A 16,835-nucleotide genomic window follows, 5' to 3' on the forward strand; every position below is an offset into this window, starting at 1 on the left:
AGGTTTAAGGTTAATGGTTCATGGTAGGAATCATTGCTTTTTTAACTAAAATAAATTCACTAATATTCTCTTGGTCCAAGATACCTAAGAAGTGACCGTTTTCAATAACAAATGCGACTTTTGTTTTCCGGGTGAGCATATTTCTCCAAGCCTCGTTGAGATCTTCTTCAGTTTCAAGTTTAAATGGTTCCATATTAGCTACTTGTTCAATTTTCCCTTGATTGCCAAATTCTTTTAATCCTTTGATGATTTCATTTCGGCTCAAGGTTCCTACTGCGACATCATCTTTAACTACTACAAAATGAGTTGCTTGGGAGTTAAGTAGTTTTTCCACTGCTTTTTCTAGGGGCGCATCAAATCCTATGATCTGAAACTTCATCATCATAGCATCCTTGACTTTGAATCCTTTCAACATACTTTCCTGTTGGGTATGACTGACTTCTGCACCAGCTCCTAAGAAGATAAAAATTCCAATTAGAACTAGTATAGGGTTGTTAAATAGACCGTAAAAGATGAAAAATACGGCTAGAAACTGCCCAATGCCCCCAGCAATGGCAGTTGCTTTGGCTCTTGGTAGTCGAATAGCTAGGAATGCGCGAAGGATTCTACCCCCATCCATTGGGAAAGCAGGTATAAGATTAAATACAGCCAAAAGCAAATTTGCCGAAGCTAGGTATAAAAGAAAAGTATCTGGTCCAATGTTGATTTCTTCCAAGGCATCTACATTAAAGCCTTGAATGGAAAGGAAGAAAGAAAGTGCCAAAAAGATGATAATATTTACCAAAGGACCGGCAATTGCTACCCATAACTCTTGTCTGGGATCTTCTGGTAGTTTTTCCAACCGAGCAACACCCCCAATAGGATATAAGACAATATCTTTCGTCTGAATTCCATACTTCTGAGCTGCAAGTGCGTGTCCAAATTCATGGAGTACCACACAAAAAAAGAGTGCCAGTACCAGAAATATAATCCATGCAATATCCATGGGGGGCATGCCTTGTCTGTAGTTGGAAATGATGATCCACAAAAGGAGTAGAGAGAAGGTCCAATGAATAAATACTTTGATGTTTCGGTAGGTTCCAAGAGGTAGGGAAAGGTTCATTTGTATGGTTTCGAATGGTTAGGTGGATAAATTTCGAAAATATTTTTAAAAAAAATACTGACAAAAATCACCCTATGTAATATATAAAAATTTCTTTGAATTGATAATAATGTATTTGATGAAAAATGTGAAAAAAGCATTTTTAGTAGGTTCGAAAATCGCTTGTTATTCCCTGATTTTAATTGATATATTCGTGTAAATAAAGTATATTTATTTGTAAACCAGCTGTAATTGAGAGGGGATTTGGATAAAAAAATAAAAAAAATTCTATCTAATTCAAGGCCTAAAAAACGGCATGTTTACAGCCAAAGTTGGTATCTTAACTATTCATTCATATGAAAAAAGTACTCCTTAGTTTCTTGATTGGTTTAGCAGCATTTGCCTGTATTCCTGAAGAGACAAACAGCCCGCAAAATCCGGTCGTGAACAATCCACTTGAGATAAGTGCTCCGGTGGGATTTACTTGGACAACTACAAGAAGTATCTCTGTTACTTTAGATAAAATTTTCCTCCCTAGTTCCTTGGTTAGGACGCTTGTCTTGAAGGATGGAGATGGTACCCAATTATTCAAAGGGTCTCATGACTTAACTCAAGATTTCTCTTTAACAGTTACCGTTCCCAATCATGTGAACAAATTAGTTATGGAGATAGGTGAAGTGCTCCTAGAAAAAAGTATTACAGGAAGCAGTATGGCTTTTACCTTTCCTGTAATAGAACCTTCCAACGATTAAATAGCTATATCATGAAAAATCTATTCATACTCGCATGTTTGCTTATCTCGGGAAGTCTGCATGCTCAAAACTTTACGACAATTTCAAGTCAAAATAAGACCCAACATGTAGCCATTGACCTTCCAACAGTAGAGGCCGATGCCGAATTGGGAAATCGATCATTTTATACTTGTTGGGTTTTCCAAGGCTTTAACACTACATCTGGTACTCAACCAGTAATTTCTGGAAATGTATCCTTTCGGTCTTCTTCATTAAGTAATAGCGACAATTCAACTTCTGCCGCAATTACTACTCCTTGGATTCAACCCATGAATGGGAAGATTTCATTCAGGATGAGATTTGATGTTAGTGCTAGCCAAACACGGTTTATGCGATTATTTTACATACCAATTGATGAAAGTATTCCCGATCTTCAAGGAGAAGCTGTTTTATTGGAAACTGTAGATTTACCTAGTAACACTACAACAGTCAGTTTGTATGAATTTGATATTCCGGAAGAGTTGCTGAATCAAACTGTTCGGTTTAGAATTTCATTTAATGGAAATGGTGGTAACAACCGTGCCATTGTGGATGATATTGTCATCCCAGGAAATTTTGCCTCAGATCCAACCTTTAGATGCTTGCCCACCCGAAATCAAAGCGATAGAGATGGTGATGGTATTCCAGACGAAGAAGATGATTTTCCAGATGATCCCGCTCGAGCATATAAATCCTTTATTACAAATGCAGAATACTCTACATTGAAATTTGAAGATTTGTGGCCCGCCCTAGGAGATTATGATTTCAATGACTTGGTAAATGATTTGAGAATCACTAAAGTAACCAATGCGACTAATGACTTGGTAGAAATGATCATTGAATCTAGGACGCGAGCTATTGGAGCAGGCTTTAGAAATGCATTGGGGATTGAACTGACAGGTATTCAACCGAATCAAGTTGCCTCAGTATCTGGGACCATACTTGATGGCGATTTGGTCAGGGTAAGTTCCAATGGTCTTGAGTCCAATCAGACCCATGCAACAGTTATTTTATATGATGATGCGTTTAAGGTTCTCCCAAGAGTTGGTGGAGGGACAGGGGTCAATGTGGAGACGGATAGACCCATGAGTGAAGTTACAACTCAGGTTATCACAATAACCTTTGTACCCAATACTGTAAATTCAAGATTGTTGACAATGGACATGCTTAATCCATTCTTAATAGTGAATCAGGATAGAGGAAGAGAAGTTCACTTACCAGGTAAGCAGCCTACCTCTCTTGCGAATCCAGTGTTATTCGGAACTGGAGCTGATAACTCTGCTTTAGGAACCTCCAATACTTATATGACAAAAGAAGGAAGTTTGCCTTGGGCAATTTGGGTTAATGAATCAGTGCCATATATGATAGAAAGGGAACGAGTTACGGATGGTTTTTTAAAATTAAGAGATTGGGCTAACTCCGGTGGAAACAATTCGAGAGAATGGTACGCTGATCAACCAGGCAATAGAAATGATGCTAAAATAATGATAAAAAGAAAATAGTGGTTAGGTTTTAGGTTTAGGGTTCTAGTTGCTTGCATGCTTGATGCATGTGAGTATTAAAGGCAGAACAATTGAAGCATTAAAAAAAGGTGCGGATATTTGTTCTGCTTTTTTCATTGAATACAAAATAATTTTATACTTTTTTCGAATGCATGATTTTTTTAGATGGTGTTTGTGAATTTCATGAGGTATTTCAGAAGATTGTTTTGAAATTTCTTCCAACGGAAACCTGTAGTCATGTTTTTTGTTTATATTCGCAAGTTGGTAGAATTAGATTTGCCAATAAGTATTTGACAAGTATTCAGCGATATAAACCCAAATTGAAATGTCTTTTTCCCAAGAGAGTTACAAACCTCAAAATCACATCCGGATTGTAACAGCGGCCTCTTTGTTTGATGGTCATGATGCTGCTATCAATATCATGCGTAGAATTATTCAGTCTACGGGTTGTGAGGTTATTCATTTAGGTCATAACCGTTCTGTGCAGGAAATTGTAGATTGTGCAATTCAAGAAGATGTACAGGCCATAGCGATCACTTCTTATCAGGGTGGTCACGTAGAATTTTTCAAATACATGCATGACTTACTTCATGAGAAAGGCTCCGGTCATATCAAGATTTTTGGAGGTGGAGGGGGAACTATTCTTCCAGAAGAGATTAAAGAATTACATGCTTACGGCATCACTCGAATTTATTCTCCGGACGATGGACGTGCCATGGGATTACAGGGCATGATCAATGATTTGGTCAAACAAGCTGATTTCCCTGTTGGTAAAAATGTTGCAGGTATCGTTCCTAGCATGGCTGATAAATCAAGCATCGCAAAGATCATTTCTGCGGCAGAAAACTTCCCTGAAGAAAGTAAAGAAATGCTTGCAGGCTATAAGCAAACAGCTGCGTCTAGCAAAACTCCTGTTTTGGGAATTACGGGAACCGGTGGTGCAGGTAAATCATCTTTAGTGGATGAGTTGGTGCGTAGATTTTTGTTGGATTTTACAGATAAAAATATTGCCATCATCTCAGTAGATCCATCAAAGAGAAAAACAGGCGGAGCTTTGTTAGGTGATAGGATCCGTATGAATGCCATTAATCATTCGCGCGTGTACATGCGCTCATTGGCCACTCGTCAATCTAATTTGGCATTATCCAAATATGTACAGGATGCGGTAGATATCGTGAAGTCTGCGGATTTCGATTTGATCATCTTAGAGACTTCAGGAATTGGTCAGTCCGATACCGAAATCATCGAACATTCGGATATGTCTCTCTACGTCATGACTCCAGAGTATGGCGCGGCTACGCAGTTGGAGAAAATAGACATGTTGGATTTTGCCGATATCATTGCATTGAACAAGTTTGACAAAAGAGGTGCTCAGGATGCCTTGAGAGATGTCAAAAAACAATATAAGAGAAACCACAACCTTTGGGATATAGCGGATGAGGATATACCGGTATTTGGTACCATCGCATCACAGTTTAATGATCCTGGAATGAATAATCTCTACAAGGCGATTATTCATAAGTTAGTAGAAAAGACTGGTGTGGACCTACAGACTTCCTTTGAAGTGACTAAAGAGATGTCTGAAAAAATCTATATCATTCCACCGGCTCGGACCCGATATTTATCTGAAATTTCGGAAAATAACAGGCATTATGACAAGTGGGTGGAGGATCAAAAAGAAGTTGCGCAAAAGCTATTCTCTATTCAAAAATCCATGGAAGCCATTCAGTCTATTGATGTAGCAGATAAGGACAGGCTTTTGAAAGAACTGCAGGAAGTGTATGCGGAAGTCGAACTTGATTTGGACCCTAAAAACAAAAAGTGGCTGGAAGAATGGCCTGGAAAGGTTGAAAAATATGCCAATGATTTTTACATCTTTAAAGTCCGTGACAAAGAAATTAAAATCCAGACCTATACCACATCACTCTCTCAAACAAAAATCCCGAAAGTGGCATTGCCAAAATACGAGGCTTGGGGGGATTTATTGAAATGGGGACTCAAAGAAAATGTTCCGGGTGAGTTTCCATATACCTCAGGCGTATTTCCTTTCAAGAGAGAAGGCGAGGATCCTACGCGTATGTTTGCCGGTGAAGGTGGACCTGAGCGTACCAATAAGCGTTTTCACTACGTATCTAAAGGTATGCCTGCCAAGCGTTTGTCGACCGCTTTTGACTCCGTTACACTTTATGGAGAAGATCCTGATTACAGACCAGATATCTATGGTAAAATTGGAAATTCAGGAGTGAACGTTTGCTGTTTGGACGACGCTAAAAAGTTATATTCAGGTTTTAACCTTGCTGATCCCAAAACATCAGTTTCCATGACCATCAATGGCCCTGCGGCAACCATGACGGCATTTTTTATGAATGCAGCCATCGATCAGCAATGCGAACTATACATAAAAAAGCATGGTTTGGAGGATGAGGTTAATGCAAAGATTGAAGCCATTTACCAAGAAAAAGGAACGCCACGACCAGTGTACAATACCCAAGTCCCTGAGGGAAATGATGGCTTAGGTTTGATGCTTCTAGGGGTAACAGGCGATCAGGTGCTGCCAAAAGAGGTGTATGAAGAAATTAAAGCATATACCTTAACAACTGTTCGTGGAACTGTTCAAGCAGATATTCTCAAAGAAGATCAGGCACAAAATACCTGTATTTTTTCTACAGAGTTTTCATTGAGACTGATGGGAGATGTACAGCAGTATTTTATCAATCATCAGGTGAGAAATTTCTATTCAGTTTCTATCTCTGGATACCACATAGCTGAAGCTGGTGCCAATCCAATTACTCAGTTAGCATTGACACTATCCAATGGCTTTACTTATGTGGAGTATTATGTTTCTAGAGGCATGGATATTAATAAATTTGCTCCAAATCTTTCGTTTTTCTTCTCCAATGGAATTGATCCGGAGTATTCGGTGATCGGCAGGGTAGCAAGAAGGATTTGGGCAAAAGCCATGAAGCTAAAATATGGTGCAAACGAGCGTTCCCAAATGTTGAAGTATCATATTCAGACATCCGGTCGTTCGTTGCATGCACAAGAGATTGATTTTAATGATATCCGTACGACATTACAAGCGTTGTATGCGATTTATGATAATTGCAATTCTTTGCATACAAATGCCTATGATGAGGCAATTACAACACCTACAGAGGCTTCAGTAAGAAGAGCAATGGCTATTCAGTTAATCATTAATAAAGAACTGGGACTTGCCAAAAACGAAAATCCTATTCAGGGAGCATTTATTATCGAAGAGTTGACAGATTTGGTCGAAGAAGCAGTATACACTGAATTTGATAGGATTACTGAAAGAGGAGGGGTACTTGGTGCGATGGAGACTATGTATCAACGAGGAAAAATTCAGGAAGAAAGTCTGCATTATGAAATGCTTAAGCATACAGGAGAATATCCAATCATTGGTGTAAACACCTTTCTATCTTCGGAAGGTTCTCCTACAGTAACTCCAGGGGAGGTCATCCGTGCAACTATTGATGAAAAAGAAGATCAAATTCGTACACTTCAGTCCTTACATCTTCGAAATACCAAGCAAATTAAACAAGAGTTGTCAGTTCTTCAGGAGGTTGCCATTAGAAACGGTAATATCTTTGAGCGATTGATGGAGGCAAGTAAGGTTTGCTCTTTGGGCCAAATCACCAATGCCCTCTACGACGTTGGTGGACAATACCGAAGAAATATGTAAGTTTTCAAAACAGGCTGAACTTTCTTTCAGCCTGTTTTGGTTTTTAATAAAATATATTTAGTAAGATGAGTACACGCACATCAGTAGTCCGTATGAAAAGTGACTACGAATACGAAGCAACCAACCAACAAGGCAATACGGTAGCCATTGATATGTACGATGCCCCCAACAAAAAAGCGCAGTCCCCCATGGACTTGCTTTTGTCAGCATTGGGAGGTTGTAGTTCAGTAGATGCAGTCTTGATGATGAGGAAAAAAAGGAAAACTATTGTTGATTTTTTTGTAGAAGTAGAAGGTACCCGTCAGGATGGTGTTCCTGCATTTTACACGCACATTCGGATGAATTTTGTTTTGGTTTCTCCCGATGCCACAGTAGAAGAATTTGCCAAAGTAGTAGCTTTATCAGTGGATAAATATTGCTCAGTAGCCTCTTCCATCAAATCTGAGATTTCGTATACATCTGAAGTAAGAAAGCCATGAGGGTGATTCAGGAGTTTATAAAAGAAGAGGTACGGATATCCATATTCTCTTGGAATAATAAATACTTGGTCAAATTTGAATTGGGGCCGATGGAGCAAACCTTTAAAATCCCGGAACTAGATGTAATGGATGAAGGGGATTTGCAAAATTTTTATCAGGGAGTCTTTTTTGAATCTGTGCTGATGCGTTTCGAAGAAATGGGAGAAACTTTTCGAAAAGAATTAGAAAATCTTTAGCTTTACTAAAAGCTAAAGATGTTGAGATTACTGGTATTTCTTTTCTGTTTGTTAGGGTATCTAGGTTGCTCTAGTCCTCAGAAGAATTCTATGGAACGATCCTTAGAATTGGAGGCAGTAATTGCATTGATGGAGTATGATTTCAACCAATTTGAAATCGAAATTCAAGAACTCGGAGCTTTTTCATTACAGTTATATCAAAGTTTTGAAAAAGCGGATCCATCAAATCCCTATTTTTCTATAGATTTATCGAATCTCATCATTAATTCAGAGCCAGATGCAAATCCCGACCTTAGTACGGTTTACATCTCCGAGCTGACACCGGATCTGATGGAGGTTAAAGAGCTTTTGATATGGTCTAGTCCTTTAGATGAGCGCTTCAAGCAGGTTATTCAAAATAATCCAACCATTTCCCAAGTTTATTTCAACTCAGGGTTACAGGTAGGGAAATTGTTTCCTCCCTATCCTGCAAAAAACAATTTAGAAGCGGATCTTGATTTGACAGAGTTTAATTTTTATTACGAAGCATTGGCTGAAAATAATCCTACCGGGGGATTTAAATGGGTATCTGATATCTACCTTGATCCAGTTGGGAAAGGCTGGATGGTGTCTCTGATTTATCCCGTATATCATGATGATGAGCTTTTATTTGTGCTTGGCTTCGATATAACATTAAAGGAGATAATAGAAAACTATATCAATCAATATTCCAAGCAAATGATCATCATAGATGCTACAGGAACGCTTGTAGCAGGGAAGTCTAGAGCAATCGAGGCCTTGTCGCTTCCACCTTTAAAAGACCATACGTATAGTCAAACCATTATCTCAGATAGTTTTAGACCTGAGCAATTCAACTTATTCAAAAGTAAAAATCAGTTGGTTAGAAGCCTAGTCTCAGATATTTTATTGGGAAATAAGCGTGAGTTTAATTTTCAAAACGACTTTGATCAATTTTCTGGAGTAGTTAAGAAGTTTGATAAAATGGACTGGTATCTCGTTGATTTAACTTGGAGATGAAAAAAATAATTGGTTTTTTTAAAATAGACAAAGCATCAAGAGGACTTGTGTATTTGGGTGTTTCTTTGGTTTTTGCAATTTTGTTTCTTGCTTTTTACTTTTTTCATGCATTGGAAGAAAACCAAATTCAAAGCAACAACTTTACAATGAGCAAACAAATTGAACTTGCGGGAAAGGAAACTGAAAAGTCTTTTAATGCGATGTTCGATGATATGCTTTTTCTCATTAATAATTTGGAGTCATGGACTTATGAACGTACTGGAAATGAGCAGTTGGCTTTTGAACGAAGAGTGAAAAGGATTTTTAATAATCACAGAGATTTGCTAGATACCTTAATCGTAAGATTTCCGAATCATCTCGTGTCTTTCCATTTTGATAGTAAAAATAGTTTTATCCAACAGTTTAGAGATCCCGATAAAAAAGCGACCGTAACAAGTAATGCATTTTTACTCAAAAACTCCCCTAAAAGTCTTTCGGTGAAAGTGTTTGTCAATTTAGAACGCTTTGCAGAAAATCAGTTGTCAAATTACTATTTGGGTGCTACAGCTTCAAAGTTTATCATTATTGATAATGAAATGTATGATTTAGTGGACGACTCCTATTTTTTCGGGTATCAATTGGATGATTCTAGTCAACAATTTGTGCAAGAGAATCTCCAGAATGGGTTAAAAGGAATGGTGGAGGGAATGATGATCCAGAGTGACATAGTGGATCTCCCTGTTTGGATATATTTTTATCCAGTGCGCTTATACCCTTTGGAGAAAGAAGTTTCCATGGTTTTTATTCAATCATTTGAGGGCAATCCTTCCAGAGCTTATACTGCCTACATCTATATCATCATTGCTCTTTTATCGTTAATTGTCATTGTGTTTTTCATTCTATATCAATTTAATTATGCCATATCTTCTTCCAACAAGTCATTAGCAAAAAGCGCAAAAGAAATAGAAGAACTTTTTAAACGCCAAACACTTTTGCTACAAGAGTCGAATGGCTTCATTTATTTCCAAAATGAAAAAAATGAAATGATAAGTGTAGGTGAAGAAGTAAAAAATGTATTGGGCTACGAAAAAGAAGATTTCTTAAAAAACTTTCAATCATTCATAGCTCCTGAGTCATTAGAACCTTTGAGAGTAGCCTCGGCTAAGAGCATAGAAAAAAAACAGGAAATTTTTAAGTCAGACTTCTTTTTATTCAAAAAAAATGGTCAAAAAATTAGAGTCAAAGTCTTTGAAAAGTTATTGTTTGATCAACAAGGGACTTATCAAGGTACGGTAGGGATTTTTACGGATATTGATGAACAGTATAATGTAGACCAAGAAAGAATTCGATCTGAAGAGAGTTTGAGATCAGTTTTAGAGTCACTTCCAGACTTGATTTTCATATATGATAATGAGGGTAACTTCTTGGATTATTATGTGCAAGATGAAACACTTCTACTGTATCCTCCTTTAGCTTCCATAGGTAAAAATGTACGTGAAGTTTTACCAGAGAAATTTGGATCCAAAGTATATGAAATGATTAAAAATGCCAAGGAATCGAAGCAGATTCAACGGATAGATATGGAGCTTCAAGTCCCCGTAGGCACTCGTATTTTTGAAACACGAATTTTTAAATTAGATGAAACCCGCGTCATTTCAATAGCTAGGGATGTAACTTCGCAGAAAGTATGGGAACGGGGACTGAAGGAAGCTGTCGAGGCAGCGGAACAAGCCAATAAAGCAAAGTCGGAGTTTTTAGCCAATATGTCGCATGAAATCAGGACCCCCATGAATGCCTTATTGGGAATTGTTAGCTTAATTGAGACTACACATCTTAATGCTCAACAAGTAGAATACATACAACTGTTGAGGTCATCAGGAAAAAATCTTTCTGGAATTATCAATGATATCCTTGATTATTCTAAAATTGAATCCGGTGCAATGTCATTAAAACCGATTGTTTTTCATTTCAAAAAAGAAATGGAACAAAGCTTTCAGCTATTCGAAGGTTTGTTGAAAGAAAAGAAGATTAATTTTTCCTTTCAATATCAAGGTGATATACCAGACCTGGTGGAGGTAGATCGCGAAAAACTTGTACAAGTGATTTCAAATATCCTCAGTAATTCCATCAAATTCACCCAAAGTGGTGGATATGTTCATGTAAATCTATCATGTGAACCTATCATTGACGACACAATCATGTTACTTTTCGAGGTCAAAGATTCTGGTATAGGTATCCCCAAGAATAAAATTTCAGAATTAACAGAACCCTTCTTTCAATTAGATGGAAGTAATACCAGAGAGTATCAGGGTACTGGTTTGGGGCTTGCAATTTCAAAAAAGATCTTGGAGCTCATGGGAGGGGAATTGCTAATTGAAAGTGAAGAAGGATTGGGTTCTGTTTTTTCTTTTTCTGTTTTTGCTAAATCTATATCTGAAAAAGCAATACCAGAGCAACAGATAGTTACGGATGGTATTGAGAAAAGAGAATTGAATCCTTCTTTCGGTAAAAAATATCCGTTAAGTATCTTGATAGCAGAGGACAATAATACAAATATTGTCTTTATGCAAATGTTGATGGACCAATTGGGCTACGAAGTAGACTTTGTCGTCAATGGCTTAGAAGCGGTCGCAGCCGTCCAACGCAAGTATTACGACATGGTGTTTATGGACATTCAAATGCCCAAACTGAATGGACTGGAAGCTACTAAAGAGATTTTGAAGCTTGATTTAATTAATACTCCCCAAATTTGGGGTCTTTCCGCCAATGCATTTAATGAAGACCGGGAAAAAGCCATCCAACTAGGGATGACTGGCTATCTGTCCAAGCCTATAGATATTGAAATTATAGCCCAAACTCTTTACCGGATTTTTATTAGCGTTCAAAAAAAATAAAGAGGTCATGCGATTGTATGTTCCTGAAAAATATTTCTCAAAGAACGAAAATCACATGACCATTGGAGTGCTTCATTTATAATTCAGTATGTAGGTCAAATGCTTCTAAATAGTCAGAAACTCTTTTGACAAACATCCCCCCAAGTGATCCATCGACTACTCTGTGGTCGTAGGAATGAGAAAGAAACATTTTATGGCGAATAGCTATCACATCTCCTGTAGGTGTTTCTACAACCGCTGGTTTCTTTTGGATTGCACCTACTGCTAAAATGGCTACTTGTGGCTGCATAATGATAGGTGTTCCCATTACATTTCCAAAAGAACCAACATTGGAAACAGTGTAAGTACCACCGCCCAATTCATCCGGAGAAAGTTTATTGATCCGAGCTCTATTGGCCAAATCATTGATTTTTTTTGAAAGACCCGTGAGGTTGTATTGATCAGCATTTCTGATTACAGGCACAATTAGATTACCTGATGGAAGGGCTACTGCAACACCAATGTTAATGTCTCTTTTCTTTATGATATTTTCTCCGTCCACGGAGATATTAATCATTGGGAAGTCTTTGATAGCTCTGGCAACTGCCTGAATAAAGAAAGGAGTGAATGTAAGTGCTTCTCCTTCTTTCTTTTTATACGCATCTTTCACCTTATTTCTCCATAGTACAATATTGGTTACATCTGCTTCAACAAATGAAGTCACATGGGGAGAAATTCTTTTGGAATCCACCATACGCTGGGCAATCATTTTACGCATGCGGTCCATTTCGATAATTTCATCCTGAGCGGAGATGCTCATTTCAACCTTAGGAGCAACGTAGGTGGGAGCAGGGGCAGGTGTAGAAACTACGGTAGGTACTGATTTTTTACTTTTGTTTTCTAAGTAGCGAAGCATATCTTGCTTAGTTACTCTTCCGTCTTTTCCCGTACCAGGGATGCTGGCCAATTCTGCTTTGCTAATATTTTCTTTTTTACAAATACTCATCACCAATGGAGAGTAAAACCTGTCATCATCTACTGCTGTGGCAGGAGCGCTTGGTGTGGAGATAATTGTAGAGGTTTGTGCAGGTGCTGCTGCGATCAACTCTTCTTTTACCTCGTTTTGAATAGCGCTGGCTGCTTCGGCAGGAGCAGAAACTTCTCCAGATGTTTCAATGATGGCAATAGGAGCACCAACGGCAACTACATCGCCTTCTTTTGCAAGAATTTGTTTCAAGATGCCTCCGTGGATTGCAGGTACTTCGGTATCAACTTTATCCGTAGCCACCTCTAAAACAGATTCATCTTGCTCAATGGTATCACCTTCTTTTTTTAGCCAAGTAAGGATTGTACCCTCTATGATACTCTCACCCATTTTGGGCATCAACATCTCTACTGTCGCCATAGTTAACTTATTTAATTGGGTTTATTTCTGACTTTTAAAATTAAATTTTATTTTTGCTATTGCAAAATCAAATAACAAAATTTTTATTCTGTTTGATCCAAAATGCAAGAACGGAGTAAATTTAAACCTGCAATTGCTGTCAATTGAATATTCAATGTACGGTCTTGTGTCAATTGAAGTTTTTTGGTGATTGTTTTGCTTTGGCTGCTACAAGCTATCCAAACTGTACCCACTGGCTTTTCTGCCCAGCCTCCTCCAGGACCAGCGATTCCGCTACTGGCCAGTCCATAATCAGCTTCATATTTTACCCGAATATTTTCGGCCATTTGAATGATTGTTTCTTCGCTAACAGCACCATTTCTCTGCAAAGTTAATTCATCTACTCCTAATAACTCATGCTTAAAGTGATTATGATAAGGAACCATGCTTCCCTGAAAATATGCACTGCTACCGGGTACTGAGGTGATCATATGAGAAATAAAACCTCCGGAACAGCTTTCTGCCAAGGCAACGGTTTTCCCTCGTATTTTCAGCATTTGGCCAATGGTTTCTTCGAGGGTGTCTGAATCATAGCCGTAGACATATTTTTCAATCAAAGGCATTAGCTGTATCAACTGTAAATCCACCTCGTTTTTTAAGCGATCGTAGTCTTCTCCGAATGCCGTTAATCGCAAACGTACTTGTCCTAGTGAAGGCAAATAAGCTAATTTAATATGACTAGGTAGCTGTTTTTCCCAATCCTTGATGACATCTGCTAACCAACTTTCTCCAATGCCTACAGTTTTTACAACTTTATGGTAAATGATAGGAAGTTGAAAAGATGATTTTATTCGAGGGAGTACATGGTCTTCCATCAGCTTTTTCATTTCATAAGGGACACCAGGCATAGACATCCATATTTTGCCATCTTGATAAAACCACATCCCTGGAGCTGTGCCCAATATATTAGGAATATACTCGCATTTAGTTGGCAAATGCGCTTGGAGCTTATTCAACTCCGTTAATTCCCGGCCTCTTTTTTCAAAAAATGTACGTACTGCTTCTAAGGCTTCGGGCACCAGTTTGATTTCACAGTTAAAATATTCTGCAAGCAAGGGTTTGGTCAGATCGTCATTGGTAGGACCAAGTCCACCAGTCATCAAAAGGATGTCTGCCCTCGATGCGGCTAATGAGAATGCAGTTAAAATTGCTTCACGGGAATCTCCTACTGTTGTACGTTGTACGACACGAACGCCGATTTTATCGAGTTCTTGACTAATCCAATGAGAATTGGTATCAATAATCTGACCATACAGCAATTCGTCTCCGATGGCTATAATTTCTGCTTTTACTTCTTGATAATGAGACATGAATACAAGTGTTTTGGAATGGGCTCTGTTACCGAACCTTAGCTTTGGCGACTAGTTTTGAAAAAATGGAAGGGAAAAACCGTTTGAGATACACGGCATATTTTTCTTTACCACCGATCAGCACTTCTTCTTTTTGTTGGATGATGGCTTTATAAATTGAATTTGCACAGGTTTCCGGGCTCATACCCTTCTCTTGAGCATCATCCATTACTCCTAATGCTGACCCATCTCCAGTCAATGCATTGATAGAGACATTTGTACGGATAAATCCAGGGCAAATCATCGTTACACGAAGATTATCTTGCACGTGTTCAGCTCTTAACGTATCAAAAAAACCGTGCAGCGCATGCTTGGATGCAGCGTAAGATGATCGGAAGGGAGTTCCAAACTTTCCTACGAGACTACTGATAACAGCAAATTGCCCCTTTTTTTGTTTTAAAAAATGGGGGAGTAGGGCTTTACTCAAAGCTATTGTTCCAAAATAATTTACCTCCATGATTTTTCTATCTACTTCAAGAGAGGTTTCATGGATTAATGACCGTTGACTGATACCGCCGTTGTTTAAGAGAATATCAATCGATCCAAAGGCATGGATAGCTTCTGTTACTTTCTCTTCAAATTCCCGACTTTGAGTGAGATCAAGCGGAAGGATTGCTATGGAGCTTTTGAAAGGACTGTTATTTCGGATTTCCTCTAGTTTGGTTCGGTTTCTTGCTGAAATAATCACTTGGTACCCTTCTTGAAGAAATTTTTGAGTCACTGCTTCTCCGATGCCAGAAGAAGCACCTGTTATCCAAATGGTTTGTTTACTCATGTTCATTTACGTTTGTATAGTACAAAGGCGTAATTAAACTCATTTTTCTCATCTTTTTGAAAACTTTCCCTATGGGTTTCTGTCCATTCATCTGTTAGGATCTTTGGGAAAAAGGCATCTCCTTCTGGATATGCATCTACTTCCGTTACCAATAATTCATCTGCAAAGGGTAAAGCTATCTTATATATTTCCGCACCTCCAATTACATACACTTTTTCCAGTTTTTTAGAAATACAAAGTTGAACGGCTTGTTCCCATGAATTCACCAAATGATGCCCTTCCGGTACTACAAAATTTGGATTTCTACTGATGATAACGGATGTTCGGTTGGGCAGGGGTTTCCCCACAGACTCATAGGTTTTTCTTCCCATGATTATATGATGTCCGGTGGTAGTATTTTTAAAATACTTTAGGTCAGCAGATAATTTCCAGATCAATTCATTGTTATTTCCAATGACTTGATTCTTAGCGACAGCGACTATAATAGAGATTTTCAAGGTGATTTTTTTGACAAGTTACCAAGGTTTGATGATTTTGAAAATCATTTTGACTCTTTATCCTTCCGATATAAGCCACTTTTCGCCAAAATTGTTCTTGATTCGGATAGTTTGTGATCGGGATGCATGAGGAATGATCCTAAAATCAATCTATACTTTCAAATAAACTTGGATAATCGGCCATTAAAAAGCGCGTAGCTTGATCGTTTTCTAAGGCTATCGTTGTCATTTTAAGATTACTTTTATCCGTTTTACTTATGAATTCCATTTCAAAAAGATTGCCTTTGGGTAGATTTTCAAAGGAACTTGGTGAGCTTTGGAGACGGGCTTGCAAAAAGGGATTGCCATTGCCGAAAAATGTCTGATTGCTGCTGATTTTGTCTGAACTGATCCAATAATGAGCTGTTCCTTCCTCGTTATCCAATAAATATTCTTCGCAGGTGTGCCCGAAAATCGTTTTGGTTTTTCCAGTTTTAGATATCATATAGGTACTGGGGTCACTGGTATCTTCGGATTCTATGGTGTCCGTGGCTATTCCCATCAAATCAATCCCATAAGCCATTCTATTTTTCTTACCATCGGTATCCATCAGGATGATGGAAGCATTTTTGAAAAAATCATAAATCATAAAGAAACTACCATCTTTCTTATTTTTACCTTCTGGAGTAGCCTCAAAACCCATTATATGCGCTTCTTCCGGGAAGAAAATCTTCATTTGCAATGGTTCATTGCTTTTTCCTTTTTCGTCTTGACCGGTAATCTCCATTACTTGATGACCTGTAAAAGCATAAGCATCTGCAATCTCTACATCTTCTCCGAGGCCCTTCAGAATCTTGCTCATGTCAAAACCCCTTGGGACGTCCGAGCCATACATCTCTCCAAATGCTTTTTCGAGCTGCTTTTGAGCTATTTTCTCAGCTTCCGCTTCTACGCGTTTTTCTACAGCCCTGCTGACTCCCTTTTCAGCTGCGTTTTTCAACTGTCTCATCAATTGTGCATCAACAGAGGAGGTAAAGAATAAGGTCAATAATAGTAAAATACAAGCTTTCATAGTAAAAATGATTAGTTAAAACGTTGAAAGTTAATGATTTTAGAAAAGAATCAAAAGTGGTCTCTTAATTTTTTTAAAA

At 38.2% G+C, this 16,835-nt stretch carries 13 protein-coding genes; 7 read left to right on the forward strand and 6 right to left on the reverse strand.

All coding sequences use genetic code 11. The annotated features are described in order from the left end of the window. Window positions 1-10 precede the first annotated feature (10 nt). Window positions 11-1,102 (reverse strand): site-2 protease family protein, encoded by a 1,092-nt coding sequence (locus tag IPZ59_RS12855; RefSeq protein ID WP_236136452.1) that lies wholly within the window; start codon window positions 1,100-1,102, stop codon window positions 11-13. A gap of 335 nt (window positions 1,103-1,437) precedes the next feature. Here IPZ59_RS12855 and IPZ59_RS12860 point away from each other — a divergent pair, with 335 nt between their 5' ends. The 7 genes from IPZ59_RS12860 to IPZ59_RS12890 all read left to right on the forward strand — a co-directional run bounded on the left by IPZ59_RS12860 (window position 1,438) and on the right by IPZ59_RS12890 (window position 11,661). After that, window positions 1,438-1,833 carry a hypothetical protein gene (locus tag IPZ59_RS12860; protein WP_236136453.1) on the forward strand — a complete coding sequence of 132 codons (396 nt, stop codon included), beginning with the start codon at window positions 1,438-1,440 and terminating at the stop codon, window positions 1,831-1,833. Between the two features lie 11 nt (window positions 1,834-1,844). Further along, entirely contained in the window at window positions 1,845-3,353 is a 1,509-nt protein-coding gene (locus tag IPZ59_RS12865) for an LruC domain-containing protein (protein WP_236136454.1), read from the forward strand. A gap of 325 nt (window positions 3,354-3,678) precedes the next feature. Beyond that, a complete protein-coding gene (locus IPZ59_RS12870; protein ID WP_236136455.1) occupies window positions 3,679-7,056 on the forward strand; it encodes a methylmalonyl-CoA mutase family protein in 3,378 nt (1,125 codons plus the stop codon). Between the two features lie 65 nt (window positions 7,057-7,121). Next, window positions 7,122-7,535: an OsmC family protein gene (locus IPZ59_RS12875; protein ID WP_236136456.1), complete on the forward strand. Its 414-nt coding sequence runs from the start codon at window positions 7,122-7,124 to the stop codon at window positions 7,533-7,535. Then, a complete protein-coding gene (locus IPZ59_RS12880; protein WP_236136457.1) occupies window positions 7,532-7,771 on the forward strand; it encodes a hypothetical protein in 240 nt (79 codons plus the stop codon). Before IPZ59_RS12875 ends, IPZ59_RS12880 begins: the two co-directional genes overlap by 4 nt. A gap of 90 nt (window positions 7,772-7,861) precedes the next feature. Further along, the gene (locus IPZ59_RS12885) at window positions 7,862-8,788 is read left to right on the forward strand and encodes a PDC sensor domain-containing protein (protein WP_236136458.1); all 927 of its coding nucleotides are present in this window, start codon (window positions 7,862-7,864) and stop codon (window positions 8,786-8,788) included. Further along, window positions 8,785-11,661: a PAS domain-containing hybrid sensor histidine kinase/response regulator gene (locus IPZ59_RS12890; protein WP_236136459.1), complete on the forward strand. Its 2,877-nt coding sequence runs from the start codon at window positions 8,785-8,787 to the stop codon at window positions 11,659-11,661. Before IPZ59_RS12885 ends, IPZ59_RS12890 begins: the two co-directional genes overlap by 4 nt. 76 nt (window positions 11,662-11,737) lie before the next feature. Here the strand turns inward: IPZ59_RS12890 and IPZ59_RS12895 are convergent, their stop codons facing one another. The 5 genes from IPZ59_RS12895 to IPZ59_RS12915 form a co-directional block, all read right to left on the reverse strand. Next, window positions 11,738-13,045: a dihydrolipoamide acetyltransferase family protein gene (locus IPZ59_RS12895; protein WP_236136460.1), complete on the reverse strand. Its 1,308-nt coding sequence runs from the start codon at window positions 13,043-13,045 to the stop codon at window positions 11,738-11,740. A gap of 83 nt (window positions 13,046-13,128) precedes the next feature. After that, window positions 13,129-14,394 (reverse strand): competence/damage-inducible protein A, encoded by a 1,266-nt coding sequence (locus tag IPZ59_RS12900; RefSeq protein WP_236136461.1) that lies wholly within the window; start codon window positions 14,392-14,394, stop codon window positions 13,129-13,131. Between the two features lie 28 nt (window positions 14,395-14,422). Then, a complete protein-coding gene (locus IPZ59_RS12905; protein WP_236136462.1) occupies window positions 14,423-15,208 on the reverse strand; it encodes an SDR family oxidoreductase in 786 nt (261 codons plus the stop codon). Window positions 15,209-15,210: 2 nt separating this feature from the next. Beyond that, window positions 15,211-15,705, reverse strand: coding sequence for a dihydrofolate reductase (locus IPZ59_RS12910; protein ID WP_236136463.1), 495 nt, complete (start codon window positions 15,703-15,705; stop codon window positions 15,211-15,213). Between the two features lie 145 nt (window positions 15,706-15,850). Beyond that, window positions 15,851-16,756, reverse strand: a complete 906-nt coding sequence (locus IPZ59_RS12915; protein ID WP_236136464.1) for a DUF4412 domain-containing protein — start codon at window positions 16,754-16,756, stop codon at window positions 15,851-15,853. Window positions 16,757-16,835: the final 79 nt, after the last annotated feature.

The sequence above is a fragment of the Mongoliitalea daihaiensis genome, from assembly GCF_021596945.1.
Taxonomy (GTDB): domain Bacteria; phylum Bacteroidota; class Bacteroidia; order Cytophagales; family Cyclobacteriaceae; genus Mongoliitalea; species Mongoliitalea daihaiensis.